The sequence below is a fragment of the Flavobacterium sp. N1736 genome, from assembly GCF_025947065.1.
Taxonomy (GTDB): Bacteria; Bacteroidota; Bacteroidia; order Flavobacteriales; family Flavobacteriaceae; genus Flavobacterium.
In genome coordinates this window covers 4345527-4368452 of record NZ_CP109994.1, presented here as the reverse complement: position 1 = coordinate 4368452, position 22926 = coordinate 4345527, and the positions used below count along the sequence as shown (strand labels likewise).

The 22926-nt window shown below is 32.0% G+C and carries 20 protein-coding genes and 1 tRNA gene; 8 read left to right on the top strand and 13 right to left on the bottom strand.

Annotated elements, in window-relative coordinates; translation table 11 throughout:
- The first annotated feature begins 4 nt into the window (after positions 1–4).
- Entirely contained in the window at positions 5–490 is a 486-nt protein-coding gene (locus tag OLM54_RS18535) for a C40 family peptidase (RefSeq protein WP_264536035.1), read from the top strand.
- A gap of 53 nt (positions 491–543) precedes the next feature.
- A complete protein-coding gene (locus tag OLM54_RS18530; protein ID WP_264536034.1) occupies positions 544–2580 on the top strand; it encodes a ComEC/Rec2 family competence protein in 2037 nt (678 codons plus the stop codon).
- Between the two features lie 8 nt (positions 2581–2588).
- On the opposite strand, the gene OLM54_RS18525 is transcribed toward OLM54_RS18530, so the two are convergent.
- The 6 genes from OLM54_RS18525 to OLM54_RS18500 form a co-directional block, all read right to left on the bottom strand.
- Positions 2589–3041: a thioredoxin family protein gene (locus tag OLM54_RS18525; protein WP_264536033.1), complete on the bottom strand. Its 453-nt coding sequence runs from the start codon at positions 3039–3041 to the stop codon at positions 2589–2591.
- 275 nt (positions 3042–3316) lie between these two features.
- On the bottom strand, positions 3317–3775 hold the full coding sequence (locus OLM54_RS18520) for a thioredoxin family protein (protein ID WP_264536032.1): 459 nt from the start codon (positions 3773–3775) through the stop codon (positions 3317–3319).
- Positions 3776–3993: 218 nt separating this feature from the next.
- Positions 3994–4461 carry a thioredoxin family protein gene (locus OLM54_RS18515; protein ID WP_264536031.1) on the bottom strand — a complete coding sequence of 156 codons (468 nt, stop codon included), beginning with the start codon at positions 4459–4461 and terminating at the stop codon, positions 3994–3996.
- A 53-nt stretch (positions 4462–4514) separates the two neighbouring features.
- Complete coding sequence (locus tag OLM54_RS18510) at positions 4515–6002, bottom strand: peptide MFS transporter (protein ID WP_264538584.1); 1488 nt, start codon at positions 6000–6002, stop codon at positions 4515–4517.
- A gap of 1 nt (position 6003) precedes the next feature.
- Positions 6004–7872, bottom strand: a complete 1869-nt coding sequence (locus OLM54_RS18505; protein WP_264536030.1) for a peptide MFS transporter — start codon at positions 7870–7872, stop codon at positions 6004–6006.
- Positions 7873–7907: 35 nt separating this feature from the next.
- A complete protein-coding gene (locus OLM54_RS18500; RefSeq protein ID WP_264536029.1) occupies positions 7908–10079 on the bottom strand; it encodes a S9 family peptidase in 2172 nt (723 codons plus the stop codon).
- A 180-nt stretch (positions 10080–10259) separates the two neighbouring features.
- Between OLM54_RS18500 and OLM54_RS18495 the strand changes: the two genes are divergently transcribed.
- Positions 10260–11573: a hydroxymethylglutaryl-CoA reductase, degradative gene (locus tag OLM54_RS18495; protein WP_264536028.1), complete on the top strand. Its 1314-nt coding sequence runs from the start codon at positions 10260–10262 to the stop codon at positions 11571–11573.
- Positions 11574–11677: 104 nt separating this feature from the next.
- Positions 11678–12586, top strand: coding sequence for a GYDIA family GHMP kinase (locus OLM54_RS18490; protein ID WP_264536027.1), 909 nt, complete (start codon positions 11678–11680; stop codon positions 12584–12586).
- Positions 12587–12614: 28 nt separating this feature from the next.
- On the opposite strand, the gene OLM54_RS18485 is transcribed toward OLM54_RS18490, so the two are convergent.
- The 7 genes from OLM54_RS18485 to OLM54_RS18455 all read right to left on the bottom strand — a co-directional run bounded on the left by OLM54_RS18485 (position 12615) and on the right by OLM54_RS18455 (position 19700).
- Positions 12615–13064, bottom strand: a complete 450-nt coding sequence (locus OLM54_RS18485) for a hypothetical protein (RefSeq protein WP_264536026.1) — start codon at positions 13062–13064, stop codon at positions 12615–12617.
- Positions 13065–13469: 405 nt separating this feature from the next.
- Positions 13470–15569, bottom strand: coding sequence for a peptidylprolyl isomerase (locus OLM54_RS18480; protein WP_264536025.1), 2100 nt, complete (start codon positions 15567–15569; stop codon positions 13470–13472).
- A 108-nt stretch (positions 15570–15677) separates the two neighbouring features.
- A complete protein-coding gene (locus tag OLM54_RS18475) occupies positions 15678–16937 on the bottom strand; it encodes a hemolysin family protein (protein WP_264536024.1) in 1260 nt (419 codons plus the stop codon).
- 3 nt (positions 16938–16940) lie between these two features.
- Positions 16941–17135: a hypothetical protein gene (locus tag OLM54_RS18470; protein WP_264536023.1), complete on the bottom strand. Its 195-nt coding sequence runs from the start codon at positions 17133–17135 to the stop codon at positions 16941–16943.
- An 8-nt stretch (positions 17136–17143) separates the two neighbouring features.
- Positions 17144–17695, bottom strand: a complete 552-nt coding sequence (gene lptC / locus OLM54_RS18465) for an LPS export ABC transporter periplasmic protein LptC (RefSeq protein WP_264536022.1) — start codon at positions 17693–17695, stop codon at positions 17144–17146.
- Positions 17696–17746: 51 nt separating this feature from the next.
- Positions 17747–18973 carry an outer membrane protein transport protein gene (locus OLM54_RS18460; protein ID WP_264536021.1) on the bottom strand — a complete coding sequence of 409 codons (1227 nt, stop codon included), beginning with the start codon at positions 18971–18973 and terminating at the stop codon, positions 17747–17749.
- Positions 18966–19700, bottom strand: coding sequence for a type III pantothenate kinase (locus tag OLM54_RS18455; protein WP_264536020.1), 735 nt, complete (start codon positions 19698–19700; stop codon positions 18966–18968). The genes OLM54_RS18460 and OLM54_RS18455 overlap by 8 nt, the downstream gene beginning before the upstream one ends.
- Before the next feature lie 104 nt (positions 19701–19804).
- Here OLM54_RS18455 and OLM54_RS18450 point away from each other — a divergent pair.
- The 4 genes from OLM54_RS18450 (at position 19805) to OLM54_RS18435 (ending at position 22378) form a co-directional block, all read left to right on the top strand.
- Positions 19805–19880, top strand: a tRNA-Phe gene (locus OLM54_RS18450).
- Positions 19881–19929: 49 nt separating this feature from the next.
- Positions 19930–20217: a GIY-YIG nuclease family protein gene (locus OLM54_RS18445; protein WP_264536019.1), complete on the top strand. Its 288-nt coding sequence runs from the start codon at positions 19930–19932 to the stop codon at positions 20215–20217.
- 428 nt (positions 20218–20645) lie between these two features.
- Entirely contained in the window at positions 20646–22142 is a 1497-nt protein-coding gene (locus OLM54_RS18440) for an MFS transporter (protein WP_264536018.1), read from the top strand.
- Between the two features lie 11 nt (positions 22143–22153).
- Positions 22154–22378, top strand: coding sequence for a DUF6814 family protein (locus tag OLM54_RS18435; protein WP_264536017.1), 225 nt, complete (start codon positions 22154–22156; stop codon positions 22376–22378).
- The last annotated feature ends 548 nt before the right edge of the window (positions 22379–22926 follow it).

Sequence of the window (22926 nt, the reverse complement as noted above, 5' to 3'; positions counted from 1 at the left end):
TGTTTTGAAAAAAATACTCGTTTTATTCTTTTTGTCCTTGCTGTTTATTTCGTGCAAATCGACTTCATCTGCAGTAACTAAAACAGAATCAAAACGAGAAAACAAATATATTGTAACGCATTTAATTGAAAATGCAACAGACAATATTGGCGTTCGATATAAAGCAGGCGGAACAACCAGAAATGGTTTTGATTGTTCTGGTTTGGTTTTTACCACTTTTGAATCTCAAAATATTAAACTTCCAAGAAGCTCTTATGAACAAGCTAAAGTGGGAAAAATAATTAAGTTTAATGACGCTCAAAAAGGTGATTTAATTTTCTTTAAGACCAATAAAAGCAATCAAATCAATCATGTTGGTTTAATTACCGAAGTTAATTCTAATGAAATTAAATTTGTACATTCTTCAACCTCAAAAGGCGTTATAATTTCATCTACAAAAGAACCTTATTACCAAAAATCATTTGTACAGATCAATAGAATTGTTGATTAATATTATTTAATAAAATATTATTTTTCTTACAAAATTATCAATACTTTTAAATCATGAAAGTATTCGATTTTCCATTGGTTAAAATTACCATTAGTTTTATTTTAGGCATTTTGATCGCCTATTTTTGTCAGCCATCAGTTTTCGCAACCGCAATAATGCTTATTGTTGGCGTAATTTTTATTTCAGTCTTATATTTTCTTTCCCATAGAGAAAAAAAGCTAAATATCCTGTTTGGAATTAGTGCCTCCTTTCTTTCGTTTTGTATTGGCATGACAACACTGTTAATCAATACCGATTCTCTTCAAAAATCCAATTACATACACTGCAAAGAAGCTTTCGAAAAACCGCAGTTTATCACTTTAACATTGCGGGAAAAAATAAAAAGCAATACTTACAGCGATCGATATGTCGCTCTTATCAATACCATTAATGAAAAAACTTATTCTGGCAGGATAATTATAAACGTGCAAAAAGACAGTCTGCCAAACCCAATTATTATTGGAAATAAAATCAGGGTAAAAACAATTCTCCAACAGAATAGTTCATCAAAAAATCCAAATCAATTTGATTACAGTAAATACCTGAAGAACAAACAAATTTATGCCCAGATTTATATTTCAAAATCGGAAATAACTATTAATAGAAAAATCAAAAAAGATATTTGGTTTTATGCTTCCCGGTTAAATACCCGAATAGTAAACAATCTCGAAAAAGCGAATTTCAATAAAGCAGAAATGAACGTTGCAATGGCATTAATCTTAGGTCAGCAACAAGAAATTTCGGCAGATATTATTCAGGATTATCAATATTCCGGTGCTACGCATGTTTTATCCGTTTCAGGATTACACGTTGGTTATATAATGTTATTTATTCTTTTTATTTTAAAACCAATTCCCAATACTAAAAAGGGTTCTTTTATAAAACTAATCGCTATCATCATTTCATTAGCACTTTTTGCCATTGTTTCAGGGCTTTCTCCGCCGGTTTTGCGCTCCGTTGTAATGTTTTCTTTTATAGCAATAAGCAATCATTTACACAGAAATACCAATATATATCACACTTTACTCGTTTCAATTTTATTGATTTTACTTTTCGAGCCTTATTTTTTATTCGATGTTGGATTTCAATTAAGTTACATTGCGTTATTTTCTATCGTATGGCTTCAGCCTTTATTGAAAATGATATGCAATCCAAAAAATAAAATTCTGAAATATCTCTGGGAAGGATTAACAGTTTCATTCGCAGCACAAATAGGCACATTCCCAATTTGCTTGTATTATTTTCATCAGTTTCCTGGTTTATTTTTTGTTACAAATATTCTTATTTTGCCTGTTTTATCATTTATAATGATTGCCGGAATTATTGTTATGGTAATCTCTGTTTTTCAAACCTGCCCATTATTTATTGTTCAAATTTTCGAAAAAAGCATTTTCCTCTTAAATCTGATTATTCATTATGTTGCGGCATTTGATTCTTTTGTAATTCGCAATATTAGTTTTAACGTCTATTATTTACTCACATTTTATTTAGCAACTATTACAATTATTATATGGTTTAAAAAACCGGGTTTCGGTAAACTGTTTGTATTTCTTATCTCTGTAATTTTATTGCAGACTTCCTTTATATACACCAAAAAAGAAACCGAAAGCCAACATGAATTGATTGTTTTCAATGCTTCCAAAAAAACAATTATTACCAAAAGAACAGGCAAAAATGTTTTACTTTTTACAAATGACAGCCTTTTAAAAAAAGGATTAAAGAACAATCTTACCGATGCTTATCTCGTTGGAAATTTTGCCAGTTTAAATGACATAAAAACAATTAAAAACATTTTGTTTTTTAATGGCAAAAAAATCCTTTTAATAGATAGTCTTGGTGTTTATGAAAATAAAATTCAGCCGGATATTGTTATTCTTACCCAATCGCCAAAAATAAATTTAGATCGCATGATGGAGGAACTCAAACCAAAAGCAATAATTGCAGATGCTACAAATTCAAATGCCATTCAAAAACAATGGAAAGCCAGTTGCGCCTCAAAAAAAATCCCTTTTCACGCAACGCGCGAAAAGGGATATTACAAATTAAATTAAAATCTCGGTTATTCTTCCGGATTCAAAATCAGATTAGATTCTGCAATCCACGCTTTTACGCCTGAGGACATATAGGCTATTTTTCCTAAGGAATTAAAATTAGTTTTTCCTTTTCTAATAGAAGCTGTTGCAAAACATGCCTGAGGCAATTCATCAATCCCAAAGGCATTTTTTAAAGAAACATTCTGCTCCCTTACGCTCTCAGAGGCAGAAGCATCAGATAAATCAAGCTTTACTAAAACAACATTTTTATTTGACCAATTTAGAAAATCGGGCGTATTAAAAATTTCGGTCTGAATTTTTTCCGGCGCACTAGAGGCGGTAAAAAAAATTAATAGTGGTTTTCTTTGTTCATTACTTACTGCAATCGCGTCTGTCAGGTTTGTACTCCAGACAAGTCCTTGTGACTGTACTAAAAATGAGCCTAAAAAAAACAGTAGGATAAGTAGTTTTTGGGTCATAAAATATAAAGTTTGGTTATAATAATTGAACCAATTTAACATTATTACATTAAAAAACAAGTTGATTTGAGTTAAAAAAATAAGGAAAACGCAATAAAAAAGAAATCAATAATAAAAGGAGAAAAAAATATCAAATCAAAAAAAAAAACCTTTTTAAATAATAAAAGTCCTGATAGTGAATTAGAAAGCGAGTAAAAAAAAAATATCCCTTTTCATTTATAAATGAAAAGGGATTTCTACAAATTAAACTAAGAAACTTAATTTAAATTTTATTTTTACTCAGTCTCGACCGGATGCAGAATTGCGTTTGATTCAGAAATCCATGATTTTGCACCACCTGGCTTGTAAGCCAGTTTTCCAAGTGCGCTAAAAGTGGTTTTGTTTTTTCTAACAGATGCACTTGCAAAGCAAACTTCGGGTAATTCAACTACGCCAAAAGCATCTTTTAGTCTAACATTTTGTTCTTTATCACCTTCAGAAGCATTGATATCGGATAAATCTAACTTTACAAGTACAACATTATCACGAGACCATACGGCAAAATCCGGTGTTTTAAAAATTTCGTTTTGAAGATTATCTGGCGCACCTGCGGCAGTAAAAAAGATCAACATTGGTTTTTTTTGTTCATTACTGATTGCTATTGCATCAGTCATGTTTGTTCTCCATACTAAATTTTGAGAATGTAACATATATGAACCAAAAAAAACGAGTAGGATAAGTAGTTTTTTATTCATGTTAATAGGTTTGGTTAGATTAGCGTAACGAAATTAACATAATATTTTAATTTTCCAAGTTTTATTAGCATAAAAAATACACTATGTGTTTTTTTAACACTGAATAAATATTAAAATAACAATTTACAAAAATGCAAACAAGAACTTTTCCTACTAAACAAAAAAAACTCCCTATATTACTATAGGGAGTTTCTTAATTATTTTAAACTAAACTTTTGCTACGATTTCTTTGGATGTACAATTCCGTCTGCAACTGCTAACCAAGCAGATGGACCTCCGGCAACATATCCTGTTTGTCCAAGACCTTTAAAATTTACTTTACCATCTTTTGCTTCTGCACTTGTAAAATAAATAGTTGGGAATCCCTGAATACCAAAAGCCTGTTGCAATTCATTATTCTGATTTTTTATTTCAGGCGTTTGAGGCGTTCTTCTTGGATAATCTAACTCAACCAAAATAACATTATCGTTTGCCCATTTTGTAAACTCTGCTGTTTTTAAAACCTCATTCTGCAAACGAATACACCAGCCGCACCAATCACTTCCTGTAAAAAACATTAGCATTGGCTTATTTTCTTTATTGCTTACAGTAATGGCTTCTTTTACATCAGTATACCATTTTAATTCTTGTGCTTGTGAGGTAAACGCGCCCATTATAAACAAGGCAACTAAAAATATTTTTTTCATGGTCGTTTTAATTTTTTACAAATTTAAACAAAAAAAGAATCGATAAATGTCTTCTATTTTACTTCTTGCATTAATTTTTTAATCAAAGGCGTTGTTACAATTAAAACAACACCTGCAACAAGTGCATAAATTGCCAATTGATAATATCCGTCTGTATAAGCAATAAGCTTAGACATTAAGGTTGTTCCTGTATTCGCATTTGACATTTCTGACCCCAGTTTTCCTGCTGCAAATTGCCCGAATGCGCTCGATAAAAACCACAATCCCATCATCATACCAAATAATCTTTTTGGTGATAATTTTGTAATTACAGACATTCCGATTGGTCCAATACAAAGTTCACCTAGTGTATAAACCAAATATCCTAAGGCAAACAAATCTAATGAACTCAAACCATTTGCATCGACAAAAAATCTTGCACAGTAAAATATGAAGAAACCTACGGCCAATAATATAAACGAAAGTCCGAATTTAATAACTGTATTGGGTTCTATTTTTCTTTTGTATAAAAAGATCCACAATAACCCAACCAAAGGACTAAAAATAATAACATACATTGAGTTAATACTATTATTAACTACGTTTGGATCGATATTAAAAAACAGTAATTTACTGGATAAATTATCTTTAGCAAAAAGCGATAATGATCCTCCTGATTGCTCAGAAATAGCCATAAACATAAAATATCCGAAGATAAAAATGAAAGCCGCCAGCAATTTATATTGTTGATTTCTATCTTTTATCTGAAACAATTCATATAAAAAGTATAATAACGCTGCAACTCCAATGGTATACATGAAATACTCTGTAAAATCAGAATTGATTACCATGATATAGACCAAAGGTATTACTACAATAGAACCAACGTAAACTGCGATTTCATAAAGATTACGTTTTTTTGGTGTATGATTTTCAAGTGGAGAATTTCCAATTGGTGCTAAGTGTTTTTTCGTTAAAAGAAAAGTTATAACACCAATAATCATTACGATTGCTGCAGAAAGAAAACATAAACTCCAGGAATAGTTTTTTCCTAAATAAATAGGAATCGCACCACCAAGCATTCCACCAATATTAATACCGGCATAGAACATTCCGTAACCTGCATCTCTACGACCGTCGCTTTCGTGATATAATTCGCCAACCATCGAAGATACATTTGGCTTAAAGAAACCTGTACCAATAATAGACAACGTAATTCCGTAGTAAAAGAAATCATGCGGAGACGCTGCAATAAGCAAATTTCCCAAAATCATGACGATTCCTCCAAAAAGCAACGACTTTTTGAAACCCAGAATTTTATCCGCAAAAATTCCACCGATAAATGTAAAAGCATAAACAAAAGCCTGAATAGCTCCGTATTGAAGATTTGCCTTTCCTTCAAGTAAACCTAATTGGTCTACCATAAAAAAGGCTAAAACTCCTCTCATTCCGTAGAAGCAAAAACGCTCCCACATTTCAACCAAAAACAAATACCACAATTGTTTTGGGTATTTGCCTTTAAAATCTTGTATTTGTTCTAAGGTAATTGTATTGTTTTCCATTTTATCTAACTCCATGCATCATTTTCTTTAATAATGGGGTCAAAGCAAACAAAATTATTGCTGCAAGTCCTGTAAGAACAACAAATACCATAAAAAACTCATATAAGTTATGGATTATAAAACCGGCAAAATTAGGATAAGAAACTGTTATTACATTTTGCTGCTGAATAACATTTAATTCCTTTTCAGTAAATGTTGTGTCCTTTGCAGTAAAATTATTTTCGAACTTTAGATTTTTTCTTATTGCCAAATCTTTTTGACTTTTTATTTCAGCAATAGTTTCAATTTTCTTTTCTACATCTAAATTAAATTCTTTAGATTTTTCTTTATCAATTTTAGCAATTTGCAATTTAGCCAAAGCAAATAATTCGGCTCCATTTGCTACAGATTTATTCTCTAATATTGACGCCAAATCTATATTAACTTTTTCCGCAGCTTTATACTTATCTCCTGTTGGAGGTAAAATAGATCCCAAAGTACCACCTAGCGCATAACCCGAGGCATTTGACAAAAAGAAAACTCCAAATAACAATGAAGCAAAACGTTTTGGAGACAATTTACCAACCAATGACAAACCAATTGGTGACAAACATAACTCTGCACAAGTATTTAAAAAGTACAATAAAATAAGCCATTTAACTAATAACAATCCCGAAGTTCCCAAATATGAAACCTGAGTAGCAATCATAAAGAAACTTACCGTAATAAGCACTAAACCAATTGCTAATTTTACAGGAGAAATTGGTTCTTTGCTTTTTGCTCTTAAATAATCCCATAAAATACTGAACGGAACTGCCATAACAACAACGAACAATCCGTTAAAAATTTGCACCATTGACGGAGGCATTTGCCAGCCAAAGAAATGTCTGTCAGTTTGATTATTAGCAATAAAAGTTAATGAAGATCCAGCTTGTTCAAAAGCTGCCCAAAAGAAAATAATAAAGAATGAAACAATATAAATTACAATAATCCTGTCTCTTTCTATTTTGGTTAATGATGAATCTGATATAATTAATCCTGCCAAAACTATCCCACTAGAATATATTAGCGTATAAATTAAATTCTGACCTACTATATAATGGAAAAACAAACCTAAAATCACGAATGCGATTCCTGCACCAATTAAAGCTCTTTGAGAAAAATTGGCTTTTTGAGATTCTCCTTCTTCAAAATCTGCCGCTACATTTTTAGATGGCAAACCTCCTAATGGTCTTCCATCCGGAGAAACCACGTATTTATTTTTTAAAACATAAAAAACAATTGTACCTATAAGCATTGCTCCTGAAGCCGCCAGGAATCCCCATTTAAAAGCATGAATATCTCTAACGCCACCTGTATCAACAACATCTCCTAATAGAGGGCAAATCGACTGACCTAAAAAAGCCCCCATATTAATTCCCATATAGAAAATAGTAAAGGCAGTATCAAGTTTTGTTTTTTCTTGTTTTGGATACAAACTTCCAACCATACTTGAAATATTTGGTTTAAAGAATCCATTACCAAAAACAATAACTCCCAAACCGCAATACATAATTGTTTTAGCCAAACCCAGGTTCGTCTCAAAAACGCTTCCGCTTGTAAACAATAATAATTGCCCTATGGCCATTAATAATCCGCCCAGTAAAATACAATTTCTGTTACCTAAAAAACGATCGGCAACAAAACCTCCCAACATCGGAGTTAAATAACAAAGCCCAAGAAAACCTCCATAAATTAGCGAGGCTTCTTCTTCCTTCATTAATAATGAGTTTACAAGAAATAAAGTCAATAAAGCCCGCATTCCATAAAAATTGAACCGCTCCCACATCTCCGTCCCGAACAAAACCCACAGTCCTTTTGGATGCGCCGTTTTTACTTGAGTTTCTTCCATATTATTCACTATTTTTTAAGGTTGATAAAGTTATACTATAAATTTTCTTTAATAAAATTAGTCATTTTGTTATAAAGCTGAATTCTCGTTTTACCTCCGTAAATACCGTGGTTTTTATCTGGATATATTTGAGAATCAAATTGTTTATTAGCCTGAATTAACGCTTCCATCATTTGCATAGAATTTTGCACATGAACGTTATCATCACCAGAACCGTGAATCAATAAAAATTTACCTTTTAATTTATCAACGTGGTTTATTGGAGAATTTTGGTCATATCCACTAGCATTTTCCTGTGGAGTCTGCATATATCTCTCTGTATAAACACTGTCATAAAAACGCCAGTTTGTTACCGGAGCAACCGCAATTGCCATTTTGAAAACATCGTTTCCTTGAAAAATACAGTTTGAAGCCATAAAACCACCATAACTCCATCCGAAGATTCCAATTCTTGAAGCATCAACATAAGGATAAGCTCCAATTACTTTTGCAGCATCAATTTGATCTTCTACTTCGTATTTTCCTAATTCTTTTTGAGTTACTTTCTTGAAATCTGCGCCTTTGTAACCAGTTCCTCTACCATCAACACAAGCTACGATATAACCTTGTTGTGTAAGCGAAAGAAACCAGTAATCGTCACTGTTGTTCCAATCGTTATTTACTTGCTGAGATCCCGGACCAGAATATTGGTACATAAAAACAGGATATTTTTTTGAAGGATCAAAATCTTTTGGTTTCAAAATCCATGCATTCAATTCATTTCCTTTAGCCGTTTTTAAAACAAAGAATTCTTTTGCAGGCAAATTATAATCTTTCAATTTAGCAGCAAGTGCTTTATTATCTTCAATTACCTGAATTTCTTTTCCGGTTTTAGCCTCATTCAGCGTATAAGTGGTTGGCACTAAATTGCTTGAAAAAGTTGTAATGAAATATTGGAAATTCGGACTGAAAGTTGCAGTACTTGTTCCAACTTTTGAAGTTAAACGTAATTTATTTTTTCCGTCTAAACCAATTTTGTAAATATCTCTGTTGATAGAACCATTCTCTGTAGACTGATAGAAAATAGTTTTTGTTTTTTCGTCGAAACCGTAGTAAGAAACAACTTCCCAGTTTCCTTTTGTAACCTGATTTTTAAGTTTTCCTGTTTTATCGTAAACGTAAATATGATTAAAACCATCTTTTTCGCTAGTCCAGATAAAACTGTTGTCTTTTAAAAAAGTTAAGTTGTCTGTAACATCAACATACGCTTTGTCTTTTTCATTCAAAACCACTTTTGCAGCAGCAGTAGTTCCGTCTATAAATAATAAATCAAGATTATCCTGGTGACGGTTTAAAACCTGAGCAGATAGCGTATTGTTATCGTTTGTCCATTGCATTCTTGCGATATAAAAATCGTTATAATTTCCTAAATCAACTTTTTTAGTTGCATTTGCAGCAGCATCATATATATGTAATGAAACCAGAGAATTTTTTTCTCCGGCTTTAGGATATTTAAATGTTTCAATTGTTGGATATAAATCTGTTTTGAAGATTGACATTGAAAACTCAGGAACAGCACTTTCGTCAAAACGAATATAAGCTAGTTTTTTACTGTCTTTACTCCAGTCAAATGCACGAACAAAAGCAAATTCTTCTTCATAAACCCAATCCGTAATACCGTTGATCACAGCATTTTTCTTTCCATCTGTAGTAACTGCAGTCGATTTTTTTGAAGCTACATCATACACATAAAGATTGTTTTCTTTAGCATAAGCGATTTTAGTTCCGTCAGGAGAAAAAGTTGGTTCCTGAACCTGAAAATCAAAAAGCTTCGTTAATGATTTAGAAGCAATATCATATAAAAAATAATCTGCCGTAAATGAGTGACGGAAAATTTGGTTTGAATTACAAGCAATCAAAATCTTTTTTTCTGAGGCATCAAAAGTATAGCTGTCAATTCCATCTGCTAATTCCTTGTGATTTTTTGTATCAATTAAGTTTGATACTTTTTTTAAAGTTGCAAAATCGTATAAATCAATTTGCATACTTCTACTGGCGTTATCAACATTCAATACAGTATATTGGTCTGTATTTTTCAAAGATTGCAATTCATCCATTCCTTTTGCACGAAATGCCCCGCCATAGATACTTTCAACAGTAATTTTTTGCTGACCAAAAACAGTAGCAACTAATAACAAAAGTATAACAGTAATTTTACTTGTATTCATTAGAATTAATTTAAATATAAAAAGAGCCCAATTTTAGTGAAAAAAATAAACATAATACACATTTTAAGTGTTAAATGTTAAAAAAAATAACGATTGCGTACTTTTCAAAATTAAATAGATTTCAAACAAAACTCTTAAATTGGTATCTTTGTCGCAACATTATTATTTAAAATACTGAAAATGAACAATGCTGTTGCTGGATTTTCGAAGTTATCGAAAAAAGAAAAAATAAACTGGATCGCAAATGAATACTTTTCTACACCTGATGAAGCACTTAATATAATAAGAAATTACTGGAATTCAGACGAAAAGCTTCAACAACTACATGATGAATTCATAGAAAATACCATCACAAACTTTTATATTCCACTTGGTGTTGCTCCAAATTTTTTAATTAACGGAAAATACAAAACCATTCCAATGGCAATTGAAGAAAGTTCAGTAGTTGCCGCAGCCTCAAAATCTGCAAAATATTGGGCAACTCGCGGGGGTTTTAAAGCGACAGTTATCAATACCGAAAAAATTGGTCAGGTTCATTTTACGTTTAACGGAGACGCAGAAAAACTACAATCTTTCTTTGATCAGATCAAACCGAAATTTTTCTCAGACACGCAAAATATTACCAAAAACATGCAACAGCGTGGCGGCGGAATTTTAGATATTAAACTAAAAGACAAAAGAAGTTTACTCGAAAACTACTTTCAGCTTCATGCAACTTTTGAAACAAAAGACAGCATGGGAGCAAATTTCATCAACTCTTGTTTAGAGCAATTTGCAACGACTTTAAAAGACGAATTTCAAAATGCTGATCTGTTTTCTGATGATGAAAATATCAAGGTAATTATGAGTATTTTATCTAATTATGTCCCTAATTGCCTTGTTCGTGCCGAAGTTTCGTGTCCAATCGAAGATTTAACCGAAAAACATATTACAAATCCACAAGATTTTGCAGAACGTTTTGTTCAGGCTGTTCAAATTGCCGAAGTAGAGCCTTTTAGAGCCGTAACACATAACAAAGGCATCATGAATGGTGTTGATGCCGTAATTTTGGCAACAGGAAACGATTTTAGGGCTGTCGAAGCCGGCGTGCATGCTTATGCATCACGCAATGGTCAATATGCAAGTTTATCACACGCTAAAATCGAAAACGGAATATTTACTTTTTGGTTAGAAATTCCGCTTGCTTTAGGAACTGTTGGCGGATTAACGTCATTGCATCCATTAGTAAAATTATGTCTTGAAATGCTCGAAAAACCAGCTGCAGAAGAATTAATGCAAATTGTTGCCGTAGCAGGTTTGGCGCAAAATTTTGCCGCGTTGCGTTCTTTAACCACAACCGGAATTCAGGAAGGACATATGAAAATGCACTTAAACAATATTATCAATCAGTTTGAAGCAAATGAAGAAGAACGTCATTTGATAAAAGCTCATTTCAAGAAAAATACCGTTTCGCATAGCGCTGTGGTTGAATTTATCGAGAATTTAAGAAAATAATTAGAAGCTATTCCCGCTATTCGTTACAATCTTTTTTGTTTTAAAGAAGAACAAAAAAGGATTTCTCCTGAAACTTCGGGACTATCGGGGCTAAAAAATACAGAATGAAAACAACTTTTTACAGTAACGGAAAACTTTTAATTTCCGGAGAATATCTTGTTCTAGACGGCGCTGATGCTTTTGCTTTACCAACAAAATTTGGTCAGGATTTAGTAGTTGAAAATGGTTTAAATAAACAAATTGAGTGGAAAAGTTTCGATTTTGACAATCATATTTGGTTTGAGGATAATATTTCGTTTACAGAAATCATTAACAATGCCGACTCAAAAACGGAGACTGTAAAAACAACTTTAGTCAATATATTGCACGAAGCTTATCTTTTAAATCCTGATTTCATTACTAATGCTGAAGGATATAAAATTAGTACGCATTTAACGTTTCCAAAAAATTGGGGACTTGGAACTTCATCAACGCTCCTGAATAATATTGCTCAATGGACTAAAATTAATGCTTTTACTTTGCTTAAAAACAGTTTTGGCGGAAGCGGTTATGATATTGCCTGCGCGCAAAATGATACACCAATAATTTATCAAATTGAAAATAACGTTGTAAAAACTGTCGCATTTAACCCTGATTTCACAAAAAACATTTACTTCGTTTATCTCAATAAAAAGCAAAGCAGTAAAGCTGCGATCAATGCATATTATAATAACCGAAATGAACATTTAGCTGAAAACATTGCTAAAAACAACAAACTTACTGAGGCTATCATAAATGCAAAAACGGTAAAAGAATTTGCATTAGCTGTAGAAAAACATGAAATTCATTTAAGTAATATTCTTGAAACAAGAACGATTAAAGAAATTGCTTTTCGTGATTTTAATGGCGTAATAAAAAGTCTTGGTGCTTGGGGCGGCGATTTTGTAATGGTAATTTCTAAAGAAAATCCAAAAGATTACTTTGTTTCAAAAGGATATGAAACAATTCTCACTTATGATGAAATGATTTTATAAGTATAATGCTGTTCAGCAAAAAATCAACTTAGTAATTTGCTTTTTTATTCCTAGCCTGTTTATTGCTGGTATTGGTTTCAAGTCGGCGCACTTTTTGCGTTTCCTGTTCGTTTGATTCAATAAGGGTATTGTGCAAACGCTCGGCCATTTTTTCTATACTATTAGTGATAGAATCATAGACAAGTTCCATCCTGCGATGTTTTTCTTCTTTTACAGCTTTCAAAACATCTTCGACAAAAAACTTATCGTACTTCTCAGCAACAGAATCTCTCGTATTAGTAAGTCTGATAACATAATCGTTACTTAATATAGTAACTTTGAAATGCTGTTCCTCATTACTTAAATAATACTTGCCTCCCAATTCATCAACGTTGATATCGGTGCTGCTTACTTTTAAAAGTTCAGTAATTATTCCAAAAATATGATTTTCTATTTTAGAATATACTTTAGCTTTTCTTCTAAACAAAAACTTAAACATAAAAAAAATTAAATGCCTGATTATTAAAGTTATCGCTCATCATTCTCTTATAATATTGATTAAATTTGTTTTCAAAAAACTCAACAAATAAACTGTAATAATTTGAATATCACAAATTTTTTAAATTATATTTCTATTATTCCTATATAATTAAGGAAAAATAGAAAGATTTTTATTACGAAATTATTTTGAATTGGTCTAAATGAATTGAAAAATAGAAAATTTCGATTCCTAATTAAAGTAATTTGCAGTAGTTCTTGTTCAAAATAATATACGAATAATTCTTTATTCCGGTTTTAAATTTTGATTGAAAATTTACGTCATTCAAACTTAAACCAACAGTCATAAAAAAACCCGAAACATTCAAATGAATGTTTCGGGTTTTGTATTTTGTTTTACTAAAAATTAGTAATTGAATTGTAATCTGTTATCTTCAATTTTAGCATTGTTTTTCAACGCAGGTAAAATTCTGTTTGCATCAGATGCGCTTTGAGATTTTATTTTTGCAACATATTCTGCGTGATTAGCAATTGCAGGAGCTTTTACTGTACTAATGTTTTTTACAACATAAACTCCGGTGTTTCCTTCAATTGGAGCAGAAACTTTATTTGCTGCTAAAGCAAATGCATTTCCAACTACTTTAGGCTCTTGTCCAACTCCACCAGGTAAAACCGGGTTATCCATAGTTACATCTGTAGCTTGTTGAACTGCAACGCCAGCACTTTTAGCAATAGCCTCAAGACTTGAACCTGTCATTTTAGCTTTAAGCATTTCGGCTTTTTTCTTGTTTTTCAAGATTGGCTCAACATAAGGTCTTGCAACAGTAACTGATACTAAACCTGATTTGTTTTCGCTTTTATATTGTGCAATTACGTGACCAATATTAGCAATTTCAAAACGTTTTACATCACCAGTATTTGTTTCTTTATCAAATGCCCATCTTATAATGTTACGTTGGTTTCCTAATGGACCAAACGCTTCATCCATAGCTTTTGCAGTTACAGGAGCTGCAACTTTTAAACCTAATGCTTTTGCAGTTGCGTTAAAATCTTTATCAGCAGCGTCCATTTCGAACTTAGTTGCCAATGTAAATACTTTATCAGAAGTAGACTCAGAAGGCTCAATTTTTTGAGCAATTGTAGCTAAACGAATTCCGTCTTGTTTATCTGTAATTTTGATAATGTGAAATCCGAAAGGAGTTTCAACTAAACCAATTTTTCCAATTCCGTTATTGAATACAAAATCATTGAATGGTTTTACCATTTGGTTTGGACCAAAATATCCTAAATCACCACCTTGTTGTGCAGATGAATCATCAGAGCTTGTAAAAGCCAACATCATGAAACTATCAGGATTAGCCTGAACTTGCGCTAAAATTTCTTCAGCTTTAGCTTTAGCTTCTTCTTTAGTTCTTTTTTCTTTTGCGTTTGGAGTTTTAGATCCGTCATAAGCAATTAAGATATGACTTGCTTTTGCGTTAACACCAGCTTTAAATCCTAAAGATTTAGAAATAGCATAATATCTTCCAAAAACATATGGTCCGTAGATTGCTCCGGCTGGTAAGCTGAATAATTTATCAGCATCAACTGCAGGTAAATCATTTTTAGCTACGTAAGTAGAATCGTAAGGAACATCAGAATTTGTATTTACAAATTCTGCAATGTTTGTCGCATTTCTAAAACCTGGCAAAGTATCATTTTTACCTGTTTTTGCGTTATATTCAACTCTTCCGTTTAATAAAGCTGTGATTTTAGCTTTAATTTCAGCTTCGTCCTCTTTTGAAGCTTTGTCTTCAACTAAAACATATTGAATTTCACGAGTTTCATCCGCTTTGAATTTTTTCTCGTTTTTCTTCATATAATCAACAATATCCGAATCAGAAATTTTCACTTCGCTATCTTTAATAGAAGAATATAATCCGGCAGCATAAGCAAAGTTTACTTTGTTAGCTTCCATTTCATATTTCAATTTTCCTTCACTAGCTGTTGTGTAAAGACCTGCTTTTACTAATGTATTGTAAATTTGAAATTTTGCGTTTAATTCAGCATCTTTTTCTTTTGATGAGATATATTCTGCTGCTTCAGGATTTGTTTTAAAATACTCTTTAAATTTTGCAACGTCAAAAGCGCCTGCAGCATTTAAAAACATTGGGTTTTTACCAATATTAGGATCTGTTTTTAAAACTTCCAAAAGGTGTTTTTCACCAACTCTCAATCCTAATTTGTCAAACTGAGATGACAATAAAGCGATTGAAACCTCTTGATCCCAAACTCTGTTTGCAGCTTCAGTGGAAGTAATTCCTTGCCCACTTTTTTCAACATTACTAACTTTAACTCTAAAGTCTTCAAATGAAATATCTTTTCCATCGATGCTTCCTACATCTTTCGAACTCTGACCGAAGCTTCCTCTTGTAAAGAGATCTTGTATTATAAATGCAAATAATGCAAGTGCAATAACTCCTATCAATAAAGCGGAACGCTGTCTAATTTTTGCTAAAACTGCCATTTTTATTATCGTTAATTTTATATTCAGTTTGCGAAAATACAATTATCTAGTTAATAACAATACAACTAGTGTTTTATTTTCGACATTTTTTTTTAATTAATGAAAAAATTACTCTTTTATAGTCATTTTTACTAATTCAATTTTCTTATTTGATGCCTCTTCAATCACAAAATGAAAGCTGTTAATGACTATTTTTTCTCCCTTTTGAGGGATTTCTTTGGTCGAATTCACAATAAATCCACCAAGAGTTCCGTAAGAATCCTCCTCCGGAATACCCAACTTATAGGTTTCATTCAAATATTCAACATCTAAACGAGTCGAAAACAGATATTTGCCTTCTCCTAATTCCTGTTCTATCAGTTCTTCTTCGGAATCGTGCTCGTCTTCAATTTCTCCAAAAAGCTCCTCTACAATATCTTCTATGGTGATAATTCCCGAAGTTCCTCCGTGTTCATCCAAAACAACGGCTACATTTTTTCGTTTTTTAATCAACAAACTTAAAGCATCTTTAATAGAAATTGTTTCAGGAACAAATTCAACCGTCATTAAAACGGATTTAATGGTTTTAGGTTTTTTAAATAAATCAAATGAATGAACATAACCTACAATGTCATCGAGTGAATTTTGACTTACTACAATCTTAGAATATCCTGTTTCTATAAATAGTTCTTTGAGTGCCGAAATATTTTCAAACAAGTCAATATCAACAATTTCTGTACGCGGCGTCATAATATCACGCGCTTTTACACCGGAAAACTCTAAGGCATTTTGAAAAATCTGAATTTCAGAATCTACTTCTTCATTGTCTTCTACAGAACTCATTTGCTCTGTTATATAGTTTCCTAATTCTATTTTGCTAAAATATAACTGAACCTGATCTCCTTCTGTTTTAAAAAATTTTCTCAAAATAAAATCTGAAATCCAGATGAAAAAAGTCGAAATATAATAGAACAATCTATAAAATATATAAGCCGGAATAGCAAAAATCTTAATTAAGGAATTGGCATAAATTTGAAAAAAGACTTTTGGAAAAAATTCCGCTGTTATCAAAACTACAAAAGTCGAGATTAAAGTCTGAATCAATAAACTTATCAGATTTGAAAAGTGATACCCAAAACCGATAATGCATTCTAAGATTAAATCACCCATGAAAAAACCATAAACGACAAGGGCTATATTATTGCCAATAAGCATGGCAGCAATAAACTTGGAAGGATTTTGGGTTAGTTTTGTCAGGGTTTGAGAAAGAAAATTATCTTGTTTTTTTTCTATTTCAAGATAAATTTTATTGGAAGAAATAAAAGCTATTTCCATTCCTGAAAAAAAGGCTGATAGTATTAAACATAGTATTATAATACTAATTTCCATTTTTTATTGTTTTTTGTTACGGTCGTCAAATTTTCTGGCAAACTTTCTTCTAAAGAAAAACATGAAAATCGCCAATCCTGCAATTATAAAACTTAATGTCGAATTGTCGTTTCCTTCATTTAGTTTCGTGATTCCGTCATAAATAAAAAAAACGGCAAATAAAATGTAAACGTATTGTGTGTATTTTAAATAATTCATGATAGTATTTATTCTTCGGCTTCTAATTCGCCGGTTATTCTTTGTGAGTTTATCACTTTAAAATCTTTACTAAAGTCTATTCCCTGACCGTTTGAAACCCCTTTTGCATCTGTCAGCTTGAACTTTCTCTCGGTGTAAAACCATTCGTTTTTCTGATCAAAATACAGCTGTTCCGTTTCTAACATCTGACCTGTTTCTGAGGTAATTTTTACTTTTCCCTGCAAATCGATAATTCCGGTTTGTTTGTATGAAACGGCATAATTTGATCTTATAAAAGTACGCTTTTGATTTTTATCATACAAAGTAACATCAATTCCTAAAGGAAATTCTGTAAACGGAAAATCAAGATTGGAATAATCCAGCATTTTTCGGCTTTTCAAAACTCCGGTTATGCGTCCTGAATCTGTGTATTTTATATTAACAGTATCTGCATCACTTCCGGGAACAAACTCTGAAAAGTTAATTTTCTGAACTTCTTTAAAGTTACTTTCGCATCCAAAAAACAGTGTCACAGCAAAAACTGTGACAACGTTTAGTATATATCTCTTTGGTAAATTCATTTGCCAAATGTAGTAAATTGTAATAGCTTAAAAAAACATATAACTTTATGCTTAATTGAATTTACTTTTCACGAACCATTTATCGTTAAAAGAAAAACTTAAACTAAAGTTTAGATAATTTTCCTGAACTAAACCTGCGGATGTTGTTCCTTTTTTACCAAACTCGATCCCGAAGTTTACATTTGAAAAAGTTCCGGTAATTGGAAATCCGGCACCTAAACTCATTCCAACATCATTAATAGATTCATTGTTTACTACCAGACCGGTTTTCTCAAATTTAAGACCCGCTCTGTATGTAATTCTGCTTAAATAGCTTGTAAATGAACTATAATTAGGGACATAATATCCTCCAATAGCATATTTAGAGTAGTTTTCGTAACGAACATTATCGCTTGCATTGTAATAATTATCAAGTTTACCGCTTCCCTGAAAAGCTAATGATGTACCTATTAACCATTTTCTGGCTTCTCCAACACCTGCACCAAAAGTTACTTTATTTGGTAGTTTCAAAGTATTTTCAACCGGATCTCCTGTTACGTCATCCGGATCACCGTCTACTTCAATGACTCTTGTGCTTTTTGAGCTTAATGTACTGGCAAAAGTGTAGCTTAAACTTGTATATAAATTTAATTTTTTATCAATTTTAGTTTGATACATAGTACCAATATTAAAATTTACACCTGCTAATTCAGAAGAATTTGTTTCTCTTGTTGCGCTTAAAACATCGGTAACAGCTTCTATAGTTGTTGTTGATATTTTACCAAAGTTATATTGTACATCGGCACCAATATTCCATTTTGGAGTAATTTTATATCCTAAACCAAAGAACACTTTATTTACGCCGCCTTTTCCTTCAAGCTGACTATTTATTCCGCCCTGAGCCGGATTAAGGTCTGAGATTTTATATCCTACAGAAGATAACGGAACCAAACCAAAACCGGCTCCAAATTTTCCCATCGGAATTCCTAAAGCTAAATAATCAAAAGTTGATCTTTGTGCTTTTGAAGATTCGCTGCTGCTTTTTATATTATTAGTTGCAAAAGTTCCTCCAACTGTAAAAGTCGTTTGACCAAGACTGGCATAACTTGCCGGATTTTCAATATTCAGGTGAATACTATCCTGCTCTACCGAAACTCCACCCATAGATCTGTTTTCAAGAGTTCCTTTAAACCTTGCATCTCCAATTCCGTAAAAAGAATATGGCGATGAAGTACCTTGCTGAGCAAATGAAACGAACGAGATAAGTAAACAAGCACTTATTATAATTTTTTTAATCATTGTCGATTTTATATTGAAATGTTTGGTTCAAACTTTCCAAAAGGAAATTTGAATTGGCAAATATGGTATTTTTTAATCGTTTAGCCAAAAAATCTGCATCACCACCCGTTAAAATTATTATAAAATTTGAAAAATTTAACCGATATTCATCGATAAAACCGTCAATCTCATAGACGAAGCCGTTTACAACACCAGAATGAATTGCTTGTTTTGTGGAGTTTCCTATATATAGATCAGGTGCTTCAAGCTCCAGTAAAGGCAGTCTGGCCGTGTAATTATGCAATGCTTCATAACGCAAACGCAATCCCGGAGAAATAGCGCCGCCTAAATAATTGTCATTTTCGTCGATAAAATCGTAGGTAATACACGTTCCGGCATCAATTACTAATCTGTTTTGTTTGGGAAATTGCAAGGTTGCTCCGGCAGCCAAAACCATTCTGTCAATTCCCAACGTTTTTGGAGTCGCATATTTATTTACGAAGGGAAAAACATCTTCATGTGTTAAAAAATGAATATTAAGCTGATTTTCGAAAGACAAAAAAGACTGCTTTTCGATATTTCCAACTGATGCAACGACCAAATCAGAACAATTTTGAAATTTTTCTAAAATTTTTTCAATTTTTTTTTCGAGCTCATTTTTCTCAAAAACAAAACTTTCAAGAAGATTACTTCCCTCAAAGACAGCTGCTTTAATTCGAGTGTTTCCAACATCAACCGTTAAAACCATGTTTGCATTTTTATAAATGCGAAGGTACGAATTGATTTTTTTAAAAAAATGTTTTGGATAAACGAAAAATGATTCTATCTTTGCACCCGCATTAACCGCACAACGGTACCTTAGCTCAGATGGTAGAGCAATGGACTGAAAATCCATGTGTCCCTGGTTCGATCCCTGGAGGTACCACCAAAACCCGAATAGCAATATTCGGGTTTTTTGTTTTTAATACTTTTTATAAATGCACTACTTATATATTCTTTACTCAGATTCATCTCAAAAATTTTATATCGGAGAGACCAACAATATTGAAAGTAGAATTTCAAAGCATCAAAATCATTTTTATTCAAATTCATTTACTAAAATAGCTGAGGACTGGAAAATTGTTTTAACCTTCGATTGCATTGATAAAGAAGAGGCTATCTATTTAGAAAAATTTATTAAAAGAATGAAAAGTAAAACTTTTAATACCAAAATAATAGCAGATCCTTCTATTTTAAAAGACATTCTATTTAAAAGAAAATCATAATGTGTCCGTGGTTCTCCCGAAGCCTCGGGACTGGAGGTACCACAAAACCCGAATAGCAATATTCGGTTTTTTTGTTTTTAATACTTTATTGAAAATTCCAATTTAATTCCAATAAGTTTTACCGCTAGTTTGTCATTTCGAGGAACGAGAAATCACATAATGTATTCACGTTTCGTTGCTCTCAGGATGTGATTTCTCGTTCCTCGAAATGACAAAAATGTACTAATTGTGACTTTACACTCTTTGCGGTTAAACACTTTGCACTTAAAAAACCATTCTTTTGTAAACTTTTAATTACCAAAAAAACCAAAGTTAATAATTAAGCTGTTTTTGTTAAAAAAGTACCAATTAAATAAAAAAATATCCTTTATATTCGTAAAATAATACTTTATACTTTTATTTATTAACAAAAATACAAGAGTTATTTTATGGGTAAAACTTCTACAAAAGGCATTTGGAAAGTAATTTCGGCCTCGTCAATGGGTACAATGATTGAATGGTATGATTTCTATATTTTTGGGAGTTTAGCCGTTGTGATTTCAACAAAATTCTTTCCGAGCGATAATCCAACTGCGGCTTTTTTATCCACTTTGGCCACTTTTGCAGCAGGGTTTGTAGTAAGGCCTTTTGGAGCTTTATTTTTTGGAAGGCTTGGTGATATCATTGGCAGGAAATATACTTTCATGGCTACTTTATTATTAATGGGCGGTTCTACTTTTTTAATAGGCTGTATTCCCAGTTATGAAACCATTGGTTTTTTAGCTCCTTTATTCGTTTTAATTCTTCGTTTATTACAAGGTCTTGCTCTTGGCGGAGAATATGGCGGTGCCGCAACTTATGTAGCAGAACATGCTCCTGTGGGACAAAAAGGGTATTGGACTTCGTGGATTCAGACTACAGCAACTGTTGGTCTTTTTATCTCTTTAATGGTAATTCTGGCTACCAAAAACGTACTTTCTGCCGAAGATTTTGATTCCTGGGGATGGCGTGTGCCGTTTTGGGTTTCTATTGTTATGGTTGGCGTTTCTTATTTGATTCGTAAAAATATGGATGAATCTCCTGTATTTGCAAAAGCAAAAAAAGAAGGAACAACCAGCACAAACCCATTAAAAGAAAGTTTTGGAAACCGATATAATTTAAAATTTGTTTTACTGGCACTATTTGGCGCCACAATGGGACAAGGTGTAGTTTGGTACACCGGACAGTTTTATGCTATGAGTTTCATGAAAACGGTAATGAATGTAGATTCGTCTCAGGTAGATGAATTACTTGGAATTGCTTTATTATTAGGAACTCCGTTTTTTATAGTTTTTGGATGGCTGAGCGATAAAGTAGGACGAAAATATATCATGATGAGCGGAATGCTGCTCGCTATTTTGTTCTACAGACCTATCTACAAAATGATGTACGAAACAACTGATGTAAAGTATAAAACTGAAATTGTCGAAGATACAAAATATGCCACTGAGGCTAGCAAAAGCAACGATTCTATTGTTACCACTCAAAAAAATTACACAGACGGAACAACTCTGACAGAGAAAAAAACGTATGTAGTAAATAAGAAAGAAGCTCTGGTTAATACTTCAATCAGTATCAATTCAAATGACGAATGGACTTTGATTTTTCTGGTTTTCATTCAGGTTTTATTTGTTACTATGGTGTATGGGCCAATTGCGGCATTTTTAGTAGAAATGTTTCCAGCGAAAATCAGATATACTTCGATGTCGCTTCCTTATCATGTAGGAAACGGAATTTTTGGAGGTTTGCTTCCCGCAATCTCAACCTATTTCGTAACGCATTCTAAAGAAGCAGGAAAACCGGAATTTTATCTTGACGGACTTTGGTATCCTATTATTATTGCTTCGGTATGCTTTGTAATTGGAATGATATATATTGATAATAAAAACAAAACAAATCACCTTTAATATTTAATAACATGAATGCAATCAAACAAATTTTAGGTGTTTTATGGGTTATTCTAGCCGTTGCCGCCGCTTATTTCTGTGTCTTTGAATTTGGCTTACCCAAACTATTATCAGACAAACAAGATGATCTGGTATTTGGAATCATCATTCTATTTATCCTAACGCCTTTAATTGTTTTAGGATTGGGAACTTTTGGTTATTTTGCCGTGATCGGTGAATACAATAAAGAAAAATAAAAATACTTTTTGAACAAAAATACAAAAGGGCTGTCTAAAAAAGACAGCCCTTTTGTTTACAAATTATTTTTAGATCGTTTTAAGATTGTAATTCACTCAAAGAAATCTTTATGAGTGGCTTATTCTGTTTTTCTTCATTTTTTTTGATACTAAATAAAAAATAGTCCCAATAATAAATACCGGCAAAATAAAATAGGAGTAATTTATAGCATAGTAGATAAGATTAGGTTCTAAAATTATATAACTATAACCGAATACGGAAAAATAAACCATTAACAAAATGCAGATTGTCGCAAAAATTAAATAATTCCAATTCGTTCTTTCCATTTTAAAATAGGAATTGGGTGCCAGAATAAACAGTAAATATTTTAAGAAATATTCATCAGGTGATTGATCTACTTTTTTTCTAAGTTTCATCATTAAAATTTTTATTAAATAAAAAACAGTACCTATAATAAAAGCCAGTAAAACAAAAAAGAAATAACTTGTAATATAAAAAGTATCATAAAAGCAAATTGTATAAAAATATTCCACAAAGTAAAAATAGA